The following is an 18,974-nucleotide window of genomic DNA, read 5'->3' as shown; positions in this document are numbered from 1 at the left end:
GGGTTAAACACCAATCTTCATCACAAATTTTAATGAATCTTGTAACAAAAAATCTTATCTTTGCTATGTTGGTACTTGTGTTCCGTATTGAAGAATTCTCTAATTACCCGTACCTAAAATAAGTCTCAGATAAACGGGTAAACAAGTTTCCCTGGTGTTGGCGCAGTATTCGCGCACCCCAACTTCGGTTGGGGTTATTTTTTTGTAGCGTCCGACAACCAATTTCTCAATATTTCCGTATCATTCTTCCACTCCATACTCAATTCATCCACCCATTCCTGCACATTATCCCACCATGCTGGTAAATCCGGTGACTGGATCTGCTGAGCCAACTGCTGCAAATGGCGCAATCCCACAGAGCTGGCGGCGCCCTTGATTTTGTGTGCCTCTTCAGTAATTCCTTTCTGATCTCTCGCTGTCATATTGGATTCCAGCAAGGCAAGATAATTTGGCATCATAGATTCAAAAATTGCCAAATTATCAATAATCATTTGTGGCCCGATTAATTCAATATATTGGTCAAGCATTTCTGTATCGAGTAATTCTTCACCTTTCTTCACAATATCAGCCTCTGGTAACGTGTTTTTCAATTCAGTTGATGTCCCCCAATATTTTGCAATCACGGCAATCAATGCCTTGACGGAAAGCGGCTTATTGAGCACATCATCCATACCTGCATCAAGGTATTCTTTCTTGTCTTTCAATACATTGGCTGTCAGCGCAATCAAAGGGGGCAAAGATTGGGAGGAATAACGCTGGCGTAACTGCCTCGCAATATCAAGCCCTGTCATATCCGGTAATTGGATATCCAATAACACCAAATCATATTCATCAGGGTTAAACATGGCCAATGCATCATGCCCATTCATCGCGACATCCACGCTATTGCCCAGTTTTTCCAGCACTGAGCGGGCAACAATGACATTCAGTTCAATATCTTCCACCAACAAAATATTGAGTGCCGGCAATAGCAAGGTATCTTCCTCTTGCTTTCCTTCGGCCTGTTCATCAATGGCAGGGGCAATAACAGACAGCGTAAAGCAAGAGCCTTCACCGACCGTACTTTTCACAACAATGTCTCCCCCCATGCCTTGGGCAAGGCGTCTGGAAACGGCAAGTCCAATGCCCGTTCCTGTTGCCGGACGGCCACCCGCGCTATCGGTTACCTGATAATACATTGCAAAGATTTTTTCCAATTCATCGGCAGGAACGCCAATCCCGGAATCTGTTACTTCAAATACCAGAACATCCCCTTCTTCACGCCAGATACGAATCCGAATTTCACCCTTGGGCGTAAATTTCACGGCATTGCTGATCAAATTCCACAAGATTTGTCGTAAACGTGTCCCATCAGTCAATACCTTGGCAGGCAGGGGATATTCTGGCTCAAGTACAAATTTAAGGCCTTTGGGTTGTGCCAATAATCCGGAAAGGTTCTCTAAATCAGCCATAAATCCGGTGAAATCAACGGGCTGATTGTCGAGTTGTATTTTTCGGCGTTCGATTTTGTCCAATTCAATAATATCGTTGAAAATATTTCCGAGCGTGATCGCACTGACATGGATCGTTTTCAGATAATTACATTGCTCTGGGGTTAAATCCGTGTCCAACAGGATTCGGCTCAAGCCAACAATGCCATTTAAAGGCGTACGAAGCTCATGGCTAATCGTCGAAATAAAAGTGGTTTTATCCCTGCTGGCATTTTCCAGTGCATCCTGATAGCGCTTACGCTCTGTAATATCGCGCCCGAATCCCATCAGGCCATGCCGTTTTCCGACGAGATCATAAAAAGGGACTTTTCTCAGTTCAAAGCAGGCTTTTCGTCCATCGGGATAAACCAGCCACTGCTCATAAGTCAGGGAGACATTATGACGAAACACTTTTTCATCAGTTTCCATCACCTTGCCGGCAATCTCTTTATCGTAAACATCCAACGGTGTCAGGCCAATAAGTTGTTTTTCGCTTTTCCCTGTCAGAAGCTCCATCGCCCGATTACAGCCGGAAAACTCATTGTCTTCGTTGCGGTAATAAACCAAATCCGGTGAAGCATCCAGAAATGAGCGCAATAATATCGATTGCTGTTCAAGCTCAATCTGAGTTTTTTCACGGTGCTCCATTTCTAATTTAAGTTTATCCAACAAAATCAAATGGGCTTTTTCGGCTTTCTCTCTCTCACTAATTTCCTGATTCAGCTGCGCAATGTTTTCTTTGAGTTGCAGATTCAGGGCTGCATCACGTTGACGAGATTCTTCAAGCTGCTCCACCACAATGGAAAGAAAATAAACAGCCCAAGGCGTGATCAATAAACCAAAGAAGATAGAGCGGATTAAATCGATGCTCTGGATTTCTCCGTGCAATACGAACGTGACAGCCATTTGCATAGCCATTGCAAGAATAACCAGAGCAGAGGCAAGTAATAACGAAAAGCGCACCAAGCCCAGCTTCATCATCAAGTCTACATAATATCGGGCAAGCCCTCGAATAAACTTCATAAACTATTCCCAAAGTAAAAAACAATTCTCAGCAAAATCACGAAATTGAATCATAACGCAAAAAAGACCCGACTTCGTTGAGAGATCTCCCCTTTATTTTGATAAAATAAAAAGTCATTAAAAATGAATAATTAGTTAAAAGTCAGTTAAAAAACCATTAACAGCACAAAAACAACTCAATAATTTATTCGACACGATTGAAAAAAATGCAACATAATCCCTTTTATATTTTATTTATTAGTTTTAAATTCTTTAAATGGTGGATTTCGAAGCATATATAAAATAAATAATGTTGGAATTTTAGTGAGATAGCTCACATCATTTTAAGTTGATGATCTAGGTCACAAAATACAAAATTGACTTTATTTTTCATAAAATTCAATGAAGTAAACAAAAAATCATTACAAAAAACAGAATTTATCACTATTTGACCTGCTCTGTTTTTCTCGCTAAGTTGGGAATTCACTGAAAATTATCTATCGGATAATTGCCAGAACCATATTTATGCAGTGACATAACATGACACAACATCATTTTGATTTACCGCTTGTTGTTGCAATAAATATTGCAATAAAAACAAGTGGTGTTTGACTGAGGGCGCAAATCAGACGCCTATATATAAATAATATATAGATCATCTCGTGAGTGATGTGAGAGTCGGACAGAACTTGGAGAGCTAAGCAATGTTGTATGATCAATTACAGGAAAAAGATAACTGTGGCTTCGGATTAATCGCTCATATTGAAGGGGAACCCAGCCACAAAGTTGTGCGCACAGCGATACATGCCTTGTCTCGGATGCAGCACAGAGGCGCAATTTTAGCAGATGGGAAAACAGGTGACGGTTGTGGCCTGTTAATGCAAAAACCCGATCGTTTTTTTCAAATGATCGCTCAGGAACAGTCATGGCGCCTCGCCAAAAACTATGCAGTCGGGATGCTGTTTCTGAGTCAGGATGCCAAAATCGCCCAATCATGCCGTGATATCGTCGAGCAAGAGCTACAAAACGAAACGCTTGCCATTTTAGGGTGGCGAACGGTCCCCATCAATCATGAAATATTGGGTGATATCGCTTTATCAAGCCTGCCCCGTATCGAACAAATTTTTATCAATGCGCCAGCCGGATGGCGAGCACACGATTTGGAACGGCGGCTGTTTGTCGCTCGGCGTCGCATAGAAAAACGCATCACTGATAACGATTTTTATGTTTGCAGCCTATCCAATCTGGTCACGATTTACAAAGGGCTGTGTATGGCAGCCGATTTACCCCGCTTTTATCCTGATCTGGCGGATTTGCGCATGGAATCGTCCATTTGTTTATTCCATCAGCGTTTTTCAACCAATACCGTTCCCCGCTGGCCATTAGCGCAACCATTCCGCTATCTGGCTCACAACGGGGAAATCAATACCATTACAGGCAACCGTGAATGGGCAAAGGCCAGGGCTTATAAGTTCCGCACTCCCCTGATCCCTGATCTGCATACTGCGGCTCCTTTCGTCAATGAGACAGGCTCTGATTCCAGCTCACTGGACAATATGCTGGAACTGTTCCTCAATGGCGGCATGGATTTGATCCGTGCCATGCGCCTGCTGGTTCCGCCTGCATGGCAGAACAATCCTGATATGGATGATGACCTGAGAGCCTTCTTTGATTTCAATTCCATGCACATGGAGCCGTGGGATGGGCCGGCCGGTATCGTTATCTCCGATGGCCGTTATGCTGCCTGCAATCTGGACCGGAACGGCCTGCGCCCTGCCCGTTATGTGATCACCAAAGATAAGCTGATCACCTGCGCCTCTGAAATTGGTATCTGGGATTACCAGCCCGATGAGGTGGTGGAGAAAGGCCGTGTCGGGCCGGGCGAATTAATGGTGATCGACACTTATGAAGGCCGGATACTTCATTCGGCGGAAACGGATAATGACCTGAAAATTCGCCATCCGTACAAAAAGTGGCTTGAAAAAAACGTTAAGTACCTGATCCCATTTGAGAAGCTGCCAGAAGATCAAATCGGACAAAGAGATTTGGATGATCGCCTTCTGGCAACGTATCACAAGCAATTTGCCTACAACAGTGAAGAGCTGGATCAAATTATCCGTCCCCTTGGCGAAAATGCGCAGGAAGCAACGGGTTCAATGGGGGATGATACGCCTTTTGCCGTACTCTCCAGCCGCCCACGCATCATCTATGACTATTTCCGCCAGCAATTTGCTCAGGTAACCAATCCCCCCATTGATCCTCTGCGGGAAGCTCATGTCATGTCACTCTCCACCCGTATCGGGCGAGAAATGAATGTCTTTTGTGAGGCTGAAGGGCAGGCTCACCGCCTGAGTTTTGAATCTCCTGTCCTGCTCTATTCAGATTTCTTACAACTGACGACTCAGAAAGAGTCCTATTATCGCGCAGATACACTGGAGATAACCTTCAATCCACAGGAAACCGGCCTGAAAGACGCGGTTTCAGTGCTGTGCGATAAAGCAGAAGAACTTGTCCGCAAAGGTGCGGTCATGCTGGTACTGTCTGATCGCAATATTTCCCCGGAAAAGCTGCCTATCCCTGCGCCCATGGCTGTCGGTGCCATCCAGCATCGTTTGGTTGAGAAAAATTTGCGTTGCGATGCCAACTTAATCGTCGAAACCGCCAGCGCACGCGATCCACATCACTTTGCGGTGTTGCTCGGATTTGGGGCAACCGCTATTTACCCTTATCTGGCCTACGAATCGCTGGCCAAAATGATAGATGACGGCACGATAAATACCCCGTATGCCCGCGTCATACTGAATTATCGCAATGGCATCAATAAAGGGTTGTATAAGATTATGTCCAAAATGGGCATTTCGACGATCTCTTCTTATCGTTGCTCTAAGCTATTCGAAGCCGTTGGTTTGCATTCTGATGTGACAGATATTTGCTTCAACGGTGTTGTCAGTCGCATTGGTGGGGCGGATTTCAGTGATTTTGAACAAGATCTGCGTAATCTTTCCAAACGGGCATGGTTACATCGCCATGCGATTGATCAGGGTGGATCGCTGAAATATGTTCATGGTGGTGAATATCACGCTTATAACCCTGACATTGTCAGTACGTTGCAAGCCGCTGTCCACAGTGGCAAATACAGCGATTACCAGAAATATGCTGAATTGGTCAACGGACGCCATGCCATGACCCTGCGGGATTTACTGGCTCTTTCTCCGCAAGATTCGCCTGTTCCCATTGAGGAAGTCGAACCAGCAGAAGCGCTGTTCAAGCGTTTCGACACCGCGGCCATGTCGATCGGAGCTCTCAGCCCTGAAGCCCATGAAGCCTTGGCTGAAGCCATGAATGCTCTGGGTGGTTTTTCCAACTCAGGTGAAGGCGGGGAAGATCCTGCTCGCTATGGAACAAAAAAAGTTTCCCGCATTAAACAAGTTGCGTCAGGCCGGTTTGGCGTAACGCCGGCGTATCTGGCCAGCGCTGATGTGCTTCAGATAAAAATTGCCCAAGGCGCAAAACCGGGAGAAGGTGGTCAGCTACCGGGAGACAAGGTTACGCCTTATATCGCCAAATTGCGTTACTCCGTACCGGGTGTCACACTGATATCTCCTCCGCCTCATCACGATATCTATTCCATCGAAGATCTGGCTCAGTTGATTTTTGATCTCAAGCAAGTGAATCCCAACGCGCTCGTTTCAGTCAAATTGGTTTCCGAGCCGGGTGTCGGCACTATCGCCACCGGTGTTGCCAAGGCTTATGCCGACTTGATTACCATTGCCGGTTATGACGGCGGAACCGGTGCCAGCCCTCTCTCCTCAGTAAAATATGCGGGTTCTCCATGGGAGCTGGGACTTGTGGAAACCCAACAAGCCCTGGTTGCCAATGGATTGCGTCACAAAGTCCGTCTGCAAGTTGACGGTGGGTTGAAAACAGGTTTGGATATCATCAAAGCCGCGATTCTGGGTGCTGAAAGCTTTGGTTTTGGCACTGGCCCGATGGTTGCCCTCGGTTGTAAATATTTGCGGATCTGCCACTTAAACAACTGCGCTACCGGTGTCGCCACTCAGGATGAAAAGTTGCGTCAATCCCACTATCACGGCCTACCCGAAAGAGTTATCAACTATTTCCGCTTTATTGCACAGGAAACCCGTGAGCTCATGGCACAATTGGGCGTAAGAAAGCTCACGGACTTAATTGGCCGCACTGATTTATTGGACATCCTTGAGGGGATTTCCGCCAGACAAAGTAAGCTCAACCTTGAGCCATTACTGGAAACCACAGAGCCACACGCCGGAAAAGCCCAGCATTGTACTGAAGGCAATCCTCCTTTCGATCAGGGTGAGTTAAATAAAGCAATCATCACTCAAGCGATGCCTTATGTTAAAAAAGCGCAAAGCAAAACCTTTTATTTTGATATCCAAAATACTGATCGTTCTGTTGGTGCCGCCCTTTCTGGTGAGATTGCCGCACAATATGGTGACCAAGGTCTGGCCATCGCCCCCATCAAACTGAATTTTACCGGAACTGCCGGCCAAAGTTTTGGGGTCTGGAATGCCAGCGGGGTTGAACTCACATTGAACGGTGATGCCAATGACTATGTTGGTAAAGGTATGGCCGGAGGGCAAATTATTATTCATCCCCCTGTCGGGTCCGCATTCAAAAGCAATGAGGCCACCATTGTCGGTAACACGTGTCTTTATGGTGCAACAGGAGGAAAACTGTTCGCTGCCGGACGTGCAGGTGAACGCTTTGCCGTACGTAATTCTGGTGCAATCAGCGTTATTGAGGGTATTGGTGACAATGGCTGTGAATATATGACGGGCGGGATCGTCTGTGTTCTTGGCAGTACTGGCGTGAACTTCGGCGCAGGCATGACAGGAGGATTCGCCTATGTACTTGATGAATGCGATGATTTCCGCAAGCGCGTCAATCCTGAGTTAGTGGAAGTTCTCTCAATGGATACCCTCGCGATCCACAAAGAGCACCTGCGGGGATTGATCACCGAGCATGTCCGCCTGACTAATTCTCAACATGGCGAAAGCATATTGGAAAATTGGTCACAATGGGTCAATAAATTTGCGTTGGTTAAACCGAAATCCAGTGATGTCAGTGCGCTATTGGGCCACCGTAGCCGTTCTTCCGCAGAATTGCGGGTTCAGGCGCAGTAGGAGTCAACAATGAGTCAGAATATTTACCAGTTTATCGACTTACAGCGTGTCGATCCGCCCAAAAAACCATTGAAAATTCGCAAAATAGAATTTGTGGAAATTTATGAGCCATTTTCAGAGGTTCAGGCCCAAGCCCAGGCAGATCGCTGCCTTGGGTGCGGGAATCCCTATTGTGAGTGGAAATGTCCCGTACATAATTACATCCCGAACTGGCTGAAACTGGCCAATGAAGGCCGCATCATTGAAGCCGCAGAGCTGTCTCATCAGACAAACAGCCTGCCAGAGGTCTGTGGGCGGGTTTGCCCACAAGATCGTTTGTGTGAAGGGGCTTGTACACTGAATGATGATTTCGGGGCAGTCACTATCGGCAATATCGAACGCTATATCAATGACACCGCCATTGCGATGGGATGGACACCGAATATGTCAGATGTCATCCCAACGAATAAGCGTGTGGCTGTCATCGGGGCAGGCCCTGCCGGATTGGCCTGTGCGGACGTTCTGATCCGCAACGGCGTAAAAGTCGTGGTTTATGATCGTCACCCTGAAATTGGCGGTTTACTCACATTTGGCATTCCTTCTTTTAAACTGGAAAAAGAAGTGATGATCCGGCGCCGTGAGATGTTCTCCGGCATGGGGATTGAGTTTTGCCTAAATACAGAAATAGGCAAAGACATCACGCTCACAGAGCTCAAAAAAGAATTTGACGTCATATTTCTCGGCGTCGGCACATATCAATCCATCAACGGTGGATTAACCAATGAAGATGCCGAAGGGGTTTACCACGCCCTGCCATTTTTAATCGCCAATACTCGCCAGCTAATGGGTTATCCAACTTTGCCAGATCAACCTTACATTGATATGAAAAATAAGCGTGTTCTGGTCTTGGGTGGCGGCGATACCGCGATGGACTGTGTCCGCACTTCCGTTCGCCAAGGTGCAGCCCATGTGATCTGCGCCTACCGGCGGGATGAGGAAAATATGCCAGGCTCCCGCCGTGAGGTCAAAAACGCCAAAGAAGAAGGAGTCAATTTTCTCTTTAATCTCCAGCCAATCAGTATCGAAATGAATAGCATGGGGCAGATTTGTGGTGTCAGGGTTGCGAAAACACAACTAGGTACCATGGATGAAAAGGGACGTCATCAAGCCGAAATCATTCAAGGTTCCGAATTCGTGATAGAAGCGGATGCCGTGATTATGGCATTTGGATTCAAACCCCACACGATGAGTTGGCTGGAAGAACATCAGGTCAACCTCGATCAAAAAGGACGAATTATTGCTCCTGAAACTGATGAACTGCCTTTCCAGACCAGCAATCCCAAAATTTTCGCGGGCGGGGATGCTGTTCGTGGTTCCGATTTAGTTGTCACTGCAATTGCTGAAGGCAGGAAAGCGGCCCAGGGTATTCTCGATTATCTTGAAGTTTAACCCGTTTACCCATCACTTTTCAGTGCGTGCTTTTTTGACTGCTAATTTTACGCTTTACCCTTTCACCATAGTGATAATTTCTCCGGCTTTTTAGTCGGAGAAAACTTTTCTCAATTCCCCCTGTTATTTTAAATAACAGTTTCTTATTTTTTTTCTTAAAACACATCATGTGAGTTGTATTTTTTTGCTTTGTACGTCTATTCTTACTCAATTAAGGTTAAATATACCAATTTAAATGACAAGCTAATTTAAAAAATAATATGCGACAGCCAGACTGAAAAGTCTATTTTTCCGGCATAAGGCTGCGGCACCACGATGAATTAGCCGAGAGTGAATTGGATAACGATTAAGGTGAAATGATAGGTAGAAAAATATGCTTTTACGCACAGTAGTCTTTACCCTCTCTTCTATGCTATTTATGAGTTTTCCATCACTTGCTAAGCTAGCAACACCCGGTAAAATCATCCACCAAGTCCATGAAAGAGGGGCGAATGCGATTATCATTGAATTAAGTATGGAGCGAAAATTCGATGGGGTGATCCGGCATATTTCAAGTGGTGACAAGCAATGGTTGAACGTCGCTTTTGAGCTGTTTCCTAATTATTATTCCAAATTATCACAACAAATCCTTAATGCTTTATCGTTTGCGTTAATTGAAAATCCTATCGAAGTATTGGCATTGGCAAAAAAACATAGAACTTTATCTTATAGTGATATCTGTAACATTCCGCCAACAATGCATACTTTTAAGCAACAAAAATCATTTTTCGATAAGGTAATGGATAAAATGAATAAGATCAGAAAAGGCCAGTTCGAAAAAAGCAGAACGGATATAGAAATGTGTTTGTGGGAATTTGAAAGAAAATATACCGTCTATTTTTAAAACAGCCATGTTTAAAAAACATATAGTTTAGAAACCATATAGTTTGAAATTGATAAGGTTTTTAAAGGATATGGTTTTAAAAAGATATGATTTGGCATGGATCTGGATAATAAAGGAGAATAAATCCTCCTTTATTTCCATTGTATCTTTAGAACACCGCCCTGCAAACTGCGGCTTTATCAGCCTCAGTATGAAATTAATAGGGTGCATGTAATTAATTAGACAATTATTTTACGATGCGCAAAGCGGGGCGGCCTTTTGGTGGTTGAGGTGGATCGTCGTCAGGGGAATCACCGTCACGAGAAATTTTGCTATCACGGATAAGAACTAAATTATCCGCAACCGGCGAATTTTCTTCCTCTGATTCAATATCTTCTTCATAAGCAGGTTCTGGTTCAAACATCATCCCTGCGCCATTTTCACGAGCATAAACGGCAATAACTGCCGTCATAGGAACGGAAACCTGACGTCCAACACCACCAAAACGGGCATTGAATCTCACTTCGTCGTTCGTCAGCTCTAAATTGCCAACCGCCCTCGGCGAGATATTCAGGATAATTTGACCATTTTGTGCATATTCCATCGGAACATTGACCCCATACAGGTTAACATCCACAACAATATGAGGGGTCAGGTCATTATCCAACAACCATTCATAATGTGCCCTCAATAGATAAGGGCGACGAGGAGACATTTGAATCATCTCCATAACTTAACTCCGTGATTGTAAACGCATTTCACGTTCAGCTTCTGTGAGTGAAGCCAAAAATGCGTCGCGCTCAAATACGCGTTGCATATAAATTTGAAGCTCTTTTGCACCCGGACCGGACAATTCTATGCCCAAAACAGGCAAGCGCCACAGCAACGGACACAGGTAACAATCCACCAAACTGAATTCTTCACTCATGAAGAATGGCATTTCTCTGAAAATAGGTGCAATCGCCAGTAATTCTTCAGCAAGCTGTTTCCGTGCAGCATTCGCTTCCTGAGCATTTCCTTCCTGGATTTTGTACATCAGAGAATACCAATCTTTTTCAATTCTGTGCATCATCAAACGGCTCGAGCCACGTGCGACAGGATACACAGGCATGAGGGGTGGATGTGGGAAACGCTCATCCAGATACTCCATAATGATGCGAGAATCATACAGGGTCAGCTCACGATCAACGAGAGTAGGAACAGATTGGTAAGGATTCAGATCAATTAAGTCCTGAGGCAGATTACCTTCTTCAACGTGTTCAATCTCAACGCTGACCCCTTTTTCCGCCAGTACAATCCGCACTTGATGGCTAAAAATGTCGGTCGGGCCGGAAAACAGAGTCATTACCGAACGTTTGTTGGCAGCGACAGCCATGAAAACCTCCAAGTTTATCTAACAAAAGGAACGAACAGCCTTTTAGGGAACCGCGGCTATTCTCGCTCATATTCTCATCCTGCTTCGCACTTATTATCCGAGGCTGTCTTTCTCCCATTTCTCAAGTGCCCCCCTGCTCGGCAGCAACAAGAAAACCATCGGAGACAGACCTCACCTCTGCCAAATCAGGCAAATTCATGGATAAGGCAAAAAATTGTTATTAGTCTACCAGATTTTGCACATTTTGTGAGGAAGTACATTGAGAATTAATGATGAAATATTAGAGTCTGGGGATTTGTTTCTTTAATATGCTATTTTTTCACGGGAAACAGCAAATTATCAACGGATAAAAATTTCAGAAGATAAAAAAACCCGCCATAGAAATGACGGGTTTTCAACTTTAATCCAATGCCAAATAGATGACAATAAATTAACGTTTGGAGAACTGTGGACGACGACGTGCTTTACGCAGACCCACTTTCTTACGTTCAACTTCACGAGCATCGCGAGTAACGAAGCCAGCTTTGCGAAGATCAGAACGCAGAGTCTCGTCATAAGCCATCAGTGCACGGGTGATACCGTGACGGATTGCGCCTGCCTGACCAGAAATACCACCACCTTTAACAGTGATGTACAAATCCAGTTTGCCCAGCATATCAACCAGCTCAAGTGGTTGACGAACAACCATGCGCGCAGTTTCACGACCGAAGTAAACTTCGAGGCTGCGTTGGTTGATTACGATGTTACCGCTACCTGGCTTGATGAAGACACGCGCGGAAGAGCTTTTGCGGCGACCAGTGCCGTAGTATTGATTTTCAGCCATTGCCTATAATCCCGATTAAATGTCCAGAACTTGTGGTTGCTGTGCCGCGTGGTTGTGCTCGCTGCCCGCGTAAACTTTCAGTTTACGGTACATTGCACGACCCAGTGGCCCTTTTGGCAGCATGCCTTTAACCGCGATTTCAATGACACGCTCAGGACGGCGAGCAATCATCTCTTCAAAGGTCGCTTGCTTGATACCACCGATGTGGCCAGTGTGGTGATAATAGATTTTGTCAGCACGTTTGTTGCCGGTTACAGCAACTTTCTCTGCGTTAACAATAATGATGTAATCACCAGTATCAACGTGCGGAGTATATTCCGCCTTGTGCTTGCCGCGCAGGCGACGAGCTACTTCAGTTGCAAGACGGCCCAAAGTTTTGCCATCTGCGTCAACAACATACCAGTCGCGTTTTACGGTTTCTGGTTTAGCTGTAAAAGTTTTCATTAAAGCTTACCCAATTATAAGTTACACGTTGGTGAACACTCAATGTTCAGAAACTGTTTTAGAGGTTCACACGACTCATGTCCAGCAAACCTACCCCTTCGAATAGCCTATGCCGGCACTAATGCAAGTTTTTCGGGAAATAAAAAATCCTGCTGTAACGTGGGGTCGCAAGATTATAGAGAAGTCATGATAAAAAATCGACCCCAAATTCAATAATTATCCCATCAGTTGATATTGCCTTCATTCACCGGGAATAAATAGATCAGGGTAAGTGCGGTAGTTTAAGATACTCTTCACTCTGCATTTCCTGCAACCGGGACAGGCAACGCCGATATTCAAACGTGAGCAATTCGCCCTGATAAATCTGTGCCATCGGGACTTCTGCATTGATGATAAGTTTCACTTGCCGCTCATAAAATTCGTCAACCAAAGTTAGGAAACGCCGTGCTGCACTTTCATCCTTTGCCGTCATGACAGGGACATCATGCAACAAAACCGAATGATAAAGTTTGGATAAGGCAATGTAATCCAGCTGGCTGCGAGGATCTTCGCACAGCGTTTTAAAATGGATTGCCAATACACCATCGACACTTCTGATGGCCCGCATGTTACGATGATTAATCTCCAGCACCGGTTCCCGTTTCCCTTCCTGCCCCGCCAGGCGCAGGAACATCTGATGCATTTCCTGTCGATTCCCTTCCGTCAACGGCGCCAGATAGAGATTGGCTTGTGTGAGTGTCCGCAATCGATAATCAATTCCCGCATCCACGTTCATGATATCGCAATATTTTTTGATTTGTTCAATGGCAGGCAGGAATCGGGCACGCTGCAATCCGTTCCGATACAGTTCATCCGGCGGAATATTGGACGTTGCCACCAGTGATATGCCTCTCGCAAATAACGCTTCCAGCAACGTACCTAAGATCATGGCATCCGTGATGTCAGAAACAAAAAACTCATCGAAGCACACGATATCGGTCTGTGCCTTAAAACCATCAGCCACCACTTCCAGAGGGTTCGCATGTCCTTGCAGCTCAGTAAGCTCTTCATGAACCCGCAACATAAAGCGGTGAAAATGAAGGCGCAGTTTTCGCTCCGTGGGCAGGCTGTGGTAAAACATATCCATCAGCCACGTTTTCCCCCTCCCGACGCCACCCCACATATAAAGCCCACAGACTGGCACACATTTTTCAGAAGCCCCCCGCCCCAATAATTTCGTCAACATGCCTTTCAGGCCGCCAGATTTCTGAGAGGGGGAAGCAGCGGCATTCATCAGCTCACGGTGAATAACATCCAGACGGGCAACGGTATTGCGCTGCACCTCGTCAGGTTGATACTGACCATCGGATAACGCAGATTGATAGAGAGATGAAGGTGTAATCAATGACATGGAAGTGATGATCCTTAAAATTTTTTATTTTCAGCAAATAATTAACTGCCTATCTTTGCAAACCTGTATAAAATTAACACGTTAAGTGGTATATAAATTAATTAAATAATAATCAATGTTCCACTCTGACTAAATTAACGGTTATAGTGATAGTAATGATATTGCAGAACAATGATGTTACTAAAGGAGTTGCCATGACTTGGGAATATGCACTGATCGGATTAATCATTGGTTTTATCATCGGCGCGTTGGCTGTCCGTTTCGGCAGTTCAAAGTTACGTCAACAAAATGCATTGCAGGCTGAATTGGAAAAAAACCGGACGGAGTTAGAAGAATACCGCAAAGAACTGGTCAGCCATTTCGCCCGCAGTGCTGAGTTACTGGACAATATGGCACGTGACTATCGCCAGCTGTATCAGCATATGGCTAAAAGTTCCAACGAACTCATGCCGAATATGCCATTACAAGATAATCCCTTCAATTATCGTTTGAATGAAGTTGAAAAAAGTCCAGCAACGACGGAAACACCTCCACGCGATTATTCTGAAGGTGCTTCGGGTCTGTTCCGCCCCATTCAAGACCAGAAACAATAAATCGCTTGCCGTGGCAATTTCATTAATGAACGCCACGGCATACTGAACGTGAATTCAAGTAAATACCTGTAAAAAGTTTGTCAAAGCTACATTAACTAGTGAACTTTACTAAATAATGCATAGTCATAACAACACCGAAACTATTATGCTCGGAACCTATCCAGCCAAGTGCAGCTTACGGGAGAACCGAACTCCCTGACGGGTAGGTTTCATGAGTACAATTTCCTTTTGGCCTAGGTATTAAGAGAACGTATTCAATGAAAAAAAAATATACATTGCTCAATGCACTTGCTATCAGTCTTGGACTCTCGTTATCCTCTGTTCCAATGGTAAGTCATGCGGCTTTACCCGCTGCAATGGCCTCTCAAGGATTACCCAGTCTCGCCCCCATGCTGGAAAAAGTGCTTCCTTCTGTTGTCACCGTGCATGTTTCAGGTACTGAGGTTCAAACGCAACAACTTCAACTACCGGAAGATTTTCAATTCTTCTTCGGGCCTTCCTTTCCTCAACAGCAGCAGCAAAGCCGCCCATTCAAAGGGTTAGGCTCTGGGGTTATTATTGATGCCAATAAAGGTTATGTACTGACCAATAACCATGTCATTGATAATGCGAGTAAAATATTCGTTCAATTAAACGACGGCCGAGAATATACAGCAACCCTTCTTGGGCGGGATCCCCAGACTGACATTGCGCTTTTACAACTAAAAAATGCCAAGAACCTGACCGCAATTAAATTTGCGAACTCAGATCAATTGCGCGTTGGGGACTATGCTGTCGCCATTGGCAACCCATTTGGACTCGGGCAAACGGTCACCTCCGGGATCATCTCTGCTCTGGGCCGCAGCGGTTTGAATCTGGAAGGACTGGAAAACTTTATCCAGACCGATGCCTCCATTAACCGCGGTAACTCCGGTGGTGCATTGATTAACCTGAACGGGGAGCTCATCGGCATCAACACCGCTATTATTGCACCGGGTGGCGGTAACGTCGGTATTGGCTTTGCTATCCCGAGTAACATGGCGAAGAGTCTTGCCTCACAGCTCATTGATAACGGGGAAGTCAAACGCGGCATACTCGGTATTAAAGGGACTGAAATGAACGCAGATATTGCCCATGCACTCAATATTGATGCACAGCAAGGTGCGTTTGTCAGCGAGGTTATTCCTAAATCAGCTGCGGCTAAAGCAGGCATTAAATCCGGCGATGTCCTTGTTTCCTTTGATGGCAAAAAAATCGGTAGCTTTGCTGAACTGAGAGCGAAGATCGGCACAACCGTGCCAGGAAAAGAGATCAAAATCGGCCTGCTGCGCAAAGGAAAGCCCATTGAAGTGAGCGTCGTATTGGATAACAGTGAAGAGTCATCAACCCAAGCAGAGAAATTGAGCAGTGCTCTACAGGGCGCAACACTGAGCAATGCGACAGTGAACAATGCACAGGGAATCAAAGTTGATTCAATTGCCCAGAACTCTCCTGCGGCAATGTCCGGTTTACAGAAGAATGATTTGATTATTGCTGCCAACAATGTTCGGGTACGAAATATCAATGAACTGCGCAATGTCATTGAAAAGAAACCTTCTGTTGTCGCACTGAACGTTTTACGTGGCAATGATAATGTTTATCTGCTGATACGCAGTAATTGATCCGTAGCCCCATGATCCGTTGCAGGTAAAACGCGATTTGTGCGCTATAGATTTCTGGTTATTCCGATTTCAGGTATACCCAATGGATTTCAAGTTGCATCGCAGCGGCAAGAGAGTGACAAATTCGTCAGGAACGAATTTGCCCGGCCAGAGGTCAAGGGGCAGGAGCCTCTCAGCCATCCCCGAAAGCATAGATAACCGTCTATTCATAAAAACGGTGATCGGCTCAGCCAACAAAGAGGCAACTTGAAAGACAAAGGGGATATATCGAAAAGAAATAGCTCCCCAAGGCATTATTTGGGGAGCTGATTTAGCAAACGAAGCCGCGGCTTGAAAAACAGCGGGTATATGTATTTTTATTTATATATTATTCGTTTTTTCAATCACTTATTACTAGTTAATGCCATGTTGATCAAGTTATTGCGCTCTGTATTGATAGGTTTATTGATTGCAGCCATCTTGCTGATAGCTATCCCTTCCTTGCGCCCTGCCAGCGTCAAAAACCTCTTGAGCAATAACAGCAATGATGAGATTTACAGTTACAGTCAGGCTGTCCGCCGGGCTGCGCCTGCCGTTGTTAATATTTACAGCAGCAGCATGGGAAGTTTTTCCCATGAAAGCCGGGAACTTCATCCTTTAGGCTCGGGCGTCATCATGAGTGAACGGGGCTATATTCTTACGAATAAACATGTCATCAATAAAGCAGGTTCTGTTATTGTCGCGCTGCAAGACGGGCGTTTTTATGATGCACTCCTGGTCGGCTCCGATGGCCCTACCGATTTGGCGGTCCTGAGAATCAACGCCGCAAACCTGCCTGTTATCCCAATCAACCCTAAACGGGTTGCTCATGTAGGAGACGTGGTATTGGCCATCGGTAACCCATACAATTTGGGGCAAACCATTACGCAAGGGATAATCAGTGCAACCGGCCGCGTTGGCCTTAGCCCGACCCGTCGCCAGAATTTCTTGCAAACTGATGCCTCCATCAATCAGGGTAATTCCGGGGGAGCATTAGTGAATACATTAGGGGAGCTGGTCGGGATCAATACATTGACATTTGATAAATCGGAATTCGGTACAACCCCTGAAGGGCTGGGTTTTGCCATTCCCGCAAAACTGGCCACAACCATCATGCATAAACTCATCCGCGACGGGAGAGTCATCAGAGGATATATCGGCATCACCGCCAGAGAATTACCCCATATCCGCTCCTCAGGCAGCAATATCAACCAGATTCAGGGCCTGCGCGTTTTTCAGGTTGCTCCGGGAGGTCCTGCCGAAAAAGCGGGCATTAAAGTCGGGGATATTATTACCAGCGTCAATCATCAACCTGCCATTTCTCCTGTTGAAACAATGGACAGAGTTGCCGAAATACACCCGGGAAGTGTTGTGCCTGTAACTGTGCTGCGTGATGATGGCATGACCCTGACATTAGAGGTCACGATTGATGAATTTGATGGTTATTGAGGTTAGCACTCTGTTTTCTCGCCCTTTATAGGCGAGAAAACAATGCATTCTATTGATTAACCTGTTGTTTTGATACGTTCAATATTGGCCCCTAGACCGAGCAACTTATCTTCGATATGCTCATAGCCCCGATCAATATGATAAATGCGATCTACCACTGTCGTACCTTCTGCAATACAACCCGCCAATACTAAACTTGCAGAAGCGCGCAAATCAGTCGCCATCACCTGAGCACCCGATAATTTTTCAACACCGTGGCACAAGACTGTATTGCTTTCAATTTCAGCTCGTCCACCCATGCGGATCAATTCAGGGATGTGCATGAATCGATTTTCAAAAATTGTTTCCGTGATCATGCCAGCTCCTTCAGCAACCATATTCAACAAACTGAACTGAGCCTGCATATCGGTCGGAAATCCCGGATGTGGGGCAGTACGGAATGTCACAGCCTTAGGACGCTGGCCATGCATATCAAGGCTCACCCAATCCTCTCCAACCTTGATATCAGCACCTGCTTCACGCAGTTTGGCTAAAACTGCATCCAGCGTATCTGGTTTAGCGTGGTGACAAATCACTTTGCCACGGGAAATCGCAGCAGCCACCAAGAAAGTGCCTGTTTCTATACGATCGGGAAGAATACGATGGACACCCCCTCCCAAGCGTTCAACACCTTCAATGATAATGCGATCTGATCCGGCACCTTTAATTTTTGCCCCCAAGGTATTGAGGAAATTGGCCGTATCTTCGATCTCAGGCTCACGTGCCGCATTTTCAATGATAGTTGTGCCTTCTGCCAGTGTTGCCGCAGTCATAATAGTGACCGTCGCACCTACACTGACTTTATCCATAACGATGTTAGCGCCTTTCAGACGGCCCTCGACAGAAGCTTTGACATAACCTTCATCCAGCACAATTTTCGCGCCAAGTTGCTCCAATCCGGAAATATGGAGATCGACAGGACGCGCACCAATTGCACACCCTCCCGGCAAAGAAACCTGTCCCTGACCAAAGCGTGCCACCAGTGGCCCCAATGCCCAGATGGAAGCCCGCATCGTTTTGACTAATTCATAAGGAGCGCAATATTCGTTGACACCACTGGCATCAACAAACACAGAACCATTACGTTCTACCTTTGTCCCCAAACGATTGAGCAACTTAATCGTCGTTTCAATGTCTTTCAGTTTAGGTACATTTTGTAATTCGACAGGCTCTTCTGCCAGCAATGCGGCGAACATAATTGGTAATGCGGCATTTTTTGCCCCGGAAATCGTAACTTCTCCCGACAGGCAAGTAGGCCCTTTCACACGAAATTTATCCAT

The 18,974-nt window shown here is 45.6% G+C and carries 12 protein-coding genes and 1 pseudogene; 6 read left to right on the top strand and 7 right to left on the bottom strand.

Translation table 11 applies throughout. From position 1 onward, the window contains the following. Positions 1 to 103 precede the first annotated feature (103 nt). Positions 104 to 2,492: pseudogene (arcB, locus tag Xsze_RS06705) on the bottom strand (aerobic respiration two-component sensor histidine kinase ArcB). 683 nt (positions 2,493 to 3,175) lie between these two features. On the opposite strand from arcB, the gene gltB reads away from it, so the two are divergent. The 3 genes from gltB (at position 3,176) to Xsze_RS06690 (ending at position 9,944) form a co-directional block, all read left to right on the top strand. Then, positions 3,176 to 7,633: a glutamate synthase large subunit gene (gene gltB / locus Xsze_RS06700; RefSeq protein ID WP_038236687.1), complete on the top strand. Its 4,458-nt coding sequence runs from the start codon at positions 3,176 to 3,178 to the stop codon at positions 7,631 to 7,633. Positions 7,634 to 7,642: 9 nt separating this feature from the next. Further along, positions 7,643 to 9,061 (top strand): FAD-dependent oxidoreductase, encoded by a 1,419-nt coding sequence (locus Xsze_RS06695; RefSeq protein WP_038236690.1) that lies wholly within the window; start codon positions 7,643 to 7,645, stop codon positions 9,059 to 9,061. A gap of 373 nt (positions 9,062 to 9,434) precedes the next feature. Next, positions 9,435 to 9,944: a hypothetical protein gene (locus tag Xsze_RS06690; RefSeq protein WP_038236693.1), complete on the top strand. Its 510-nt coding sequence runs from the start codon at positions 9,435 to 9,437 to the stop codon at positions 9,942 to 9,944. 226 nt (positions 9,945 to 10,170) lie between these two features. Here the strand turns inward: Xsze_RS06690 and sspB are convergent, their stop codons facing one another. The 5 genes from sspB to zapE all read right to left on the bottom strand — a co-directional run bounded on the left by sspB (position 10,171) and on the right by zapE (position 13,955). Further along, the gene (sspB, locus tag Xsze_RS06685; RefSeq protein ID WP_038236695.1) at positions 10,171 to 10,653 is read right to left on the bottom strand and encodes a ClpXP protease specificity-enhancing factor; all 483 of its coding nucleotides are present in this window, start codon (positions 10,651 to 10,653) and stop codon (positions 10,171 to 10,173) included. Positions 10,654 to 10,656: 3 nt separating this feature from the next. Beyond that, on the bottom strand, positions 10,657 to 11,298 hold the full coding sequence (gene sspA / locus Xsze_RS06680; RefSeq protein WP_038236697.1) for a stringent starvation protein SspA: 642 nt from the start codon (positions 11,296 to 11,298) through the stop codon (positions 10,657 to 10,659). A 430-nt stretch (positions 11,299 to 11,728) separates the two neighbouring features. Beyond that, entirely contained in the window at positions 11,729 to 12,121 is a 393-nt protein-coding gene (rpsI, locus tag Xsze_RS06675) for a 30S ribosomal protein S9 (RefSeq protein ID WP_012990148.1), read from the bottom strand. 15 nt (positions 12,122 to 12,136) lie between these two features. Next, a complete protein-coding gene (gene rplM / locus Xsze_RS06670) occupies positions 12,137 to 12,565 on the bottom strand; it encodes a 50S ribosomal protein L13 (RefSeq protein WP_038236699.1) in 429 nt (142 codons plus the stop codon). Between the two features lie 262 nt (positions 12,566 to 12,827). Beyond that, positions 12,828 to 13,955, bottom strand: coding sequence for a cell division protein ZapE (gene zapE / locus Xsze_RS06665; protein WP_038236701.1), 1,128 nt, complete (start codon positions 13,953 to 13,955; stop codon positions 12,828 to 12,830). 194 nt (positions 13,956 to 14,149) lie between these two features. Here zapE and zapG point away from each other — a divergent pair, with 194 nt between their 5' ends. From zapG to degS, 3 genes are all read left to right on the top strand, one after another. Continuing rightward, positions 14,150 to 14,548 (top strand): Z-ring associated protein ZapG, encoded by a 399-nt coding sequence (gene zapG, locus Xsze_RS06660; protein WP_038236876.1) that lies wholly within the window; start codon positions 14,150 to 14,152, stop codon positions 14,546 to 14,548. Positions 14,549 to 14,805: 257 nt separating this feature from the next. After that, positions 14,806 to 16,188: a serine endoprotease DegQ gene (gene degQ, locus Xsze_RS06655; protein WP_038236704.1), complete on the top strand. Its 1,383-nt coding sequence runs from the start codon at positions 14,806 to 14,808 to the stop codon at positions 16,186 to 16,188. A 405-nt stretch (positions 16,189 to 16,593) separates the two neighbouring features. Continuing rightward, a complete protein-coding gene (gene degS, locus Xsze_RS06650) occupies positions 16,594 to 17,655 on the top strand; it encodes an outer membrane-stress sensor serine endopeptidase DegS (RefSeq protein ID WP_038236879.1) in 1,062 nt (353 codons plus the stop codon). Positions 17,656 to 17,711: 56 nt separating this feature from the next. Here degS and murA read toward each other — a convergent pair whose 3' ends face one another. After that, entirely contained in the window at positions 17,712 to 18,974 is a 1,263-nt protein-coding gene (murA, locus tag Xsze_RS06645; protein WP_038236706.1) for a UDP-N-acetylglucosamine 1-carboxyvinyltransferase, read from the bottom strand.

Source organism: Xenorhabdus szentirmaii DSM 16338 (genome assembly GCF_002632585.1).
In the GTDB taxonomy this organism is placed as follows: Bacteria; Pseudomonadota; Gammaproteobacteria; order Enterobacterales; family Enterobacteriaceae; genus Xenorhabdus; species Xenorhabdus szentirmaii.
The sequence above is the reverse complement of the archived record's forward strand: the minus strand, read 5'-3'. Positions and strand labels throughout refer to the sequence as shown.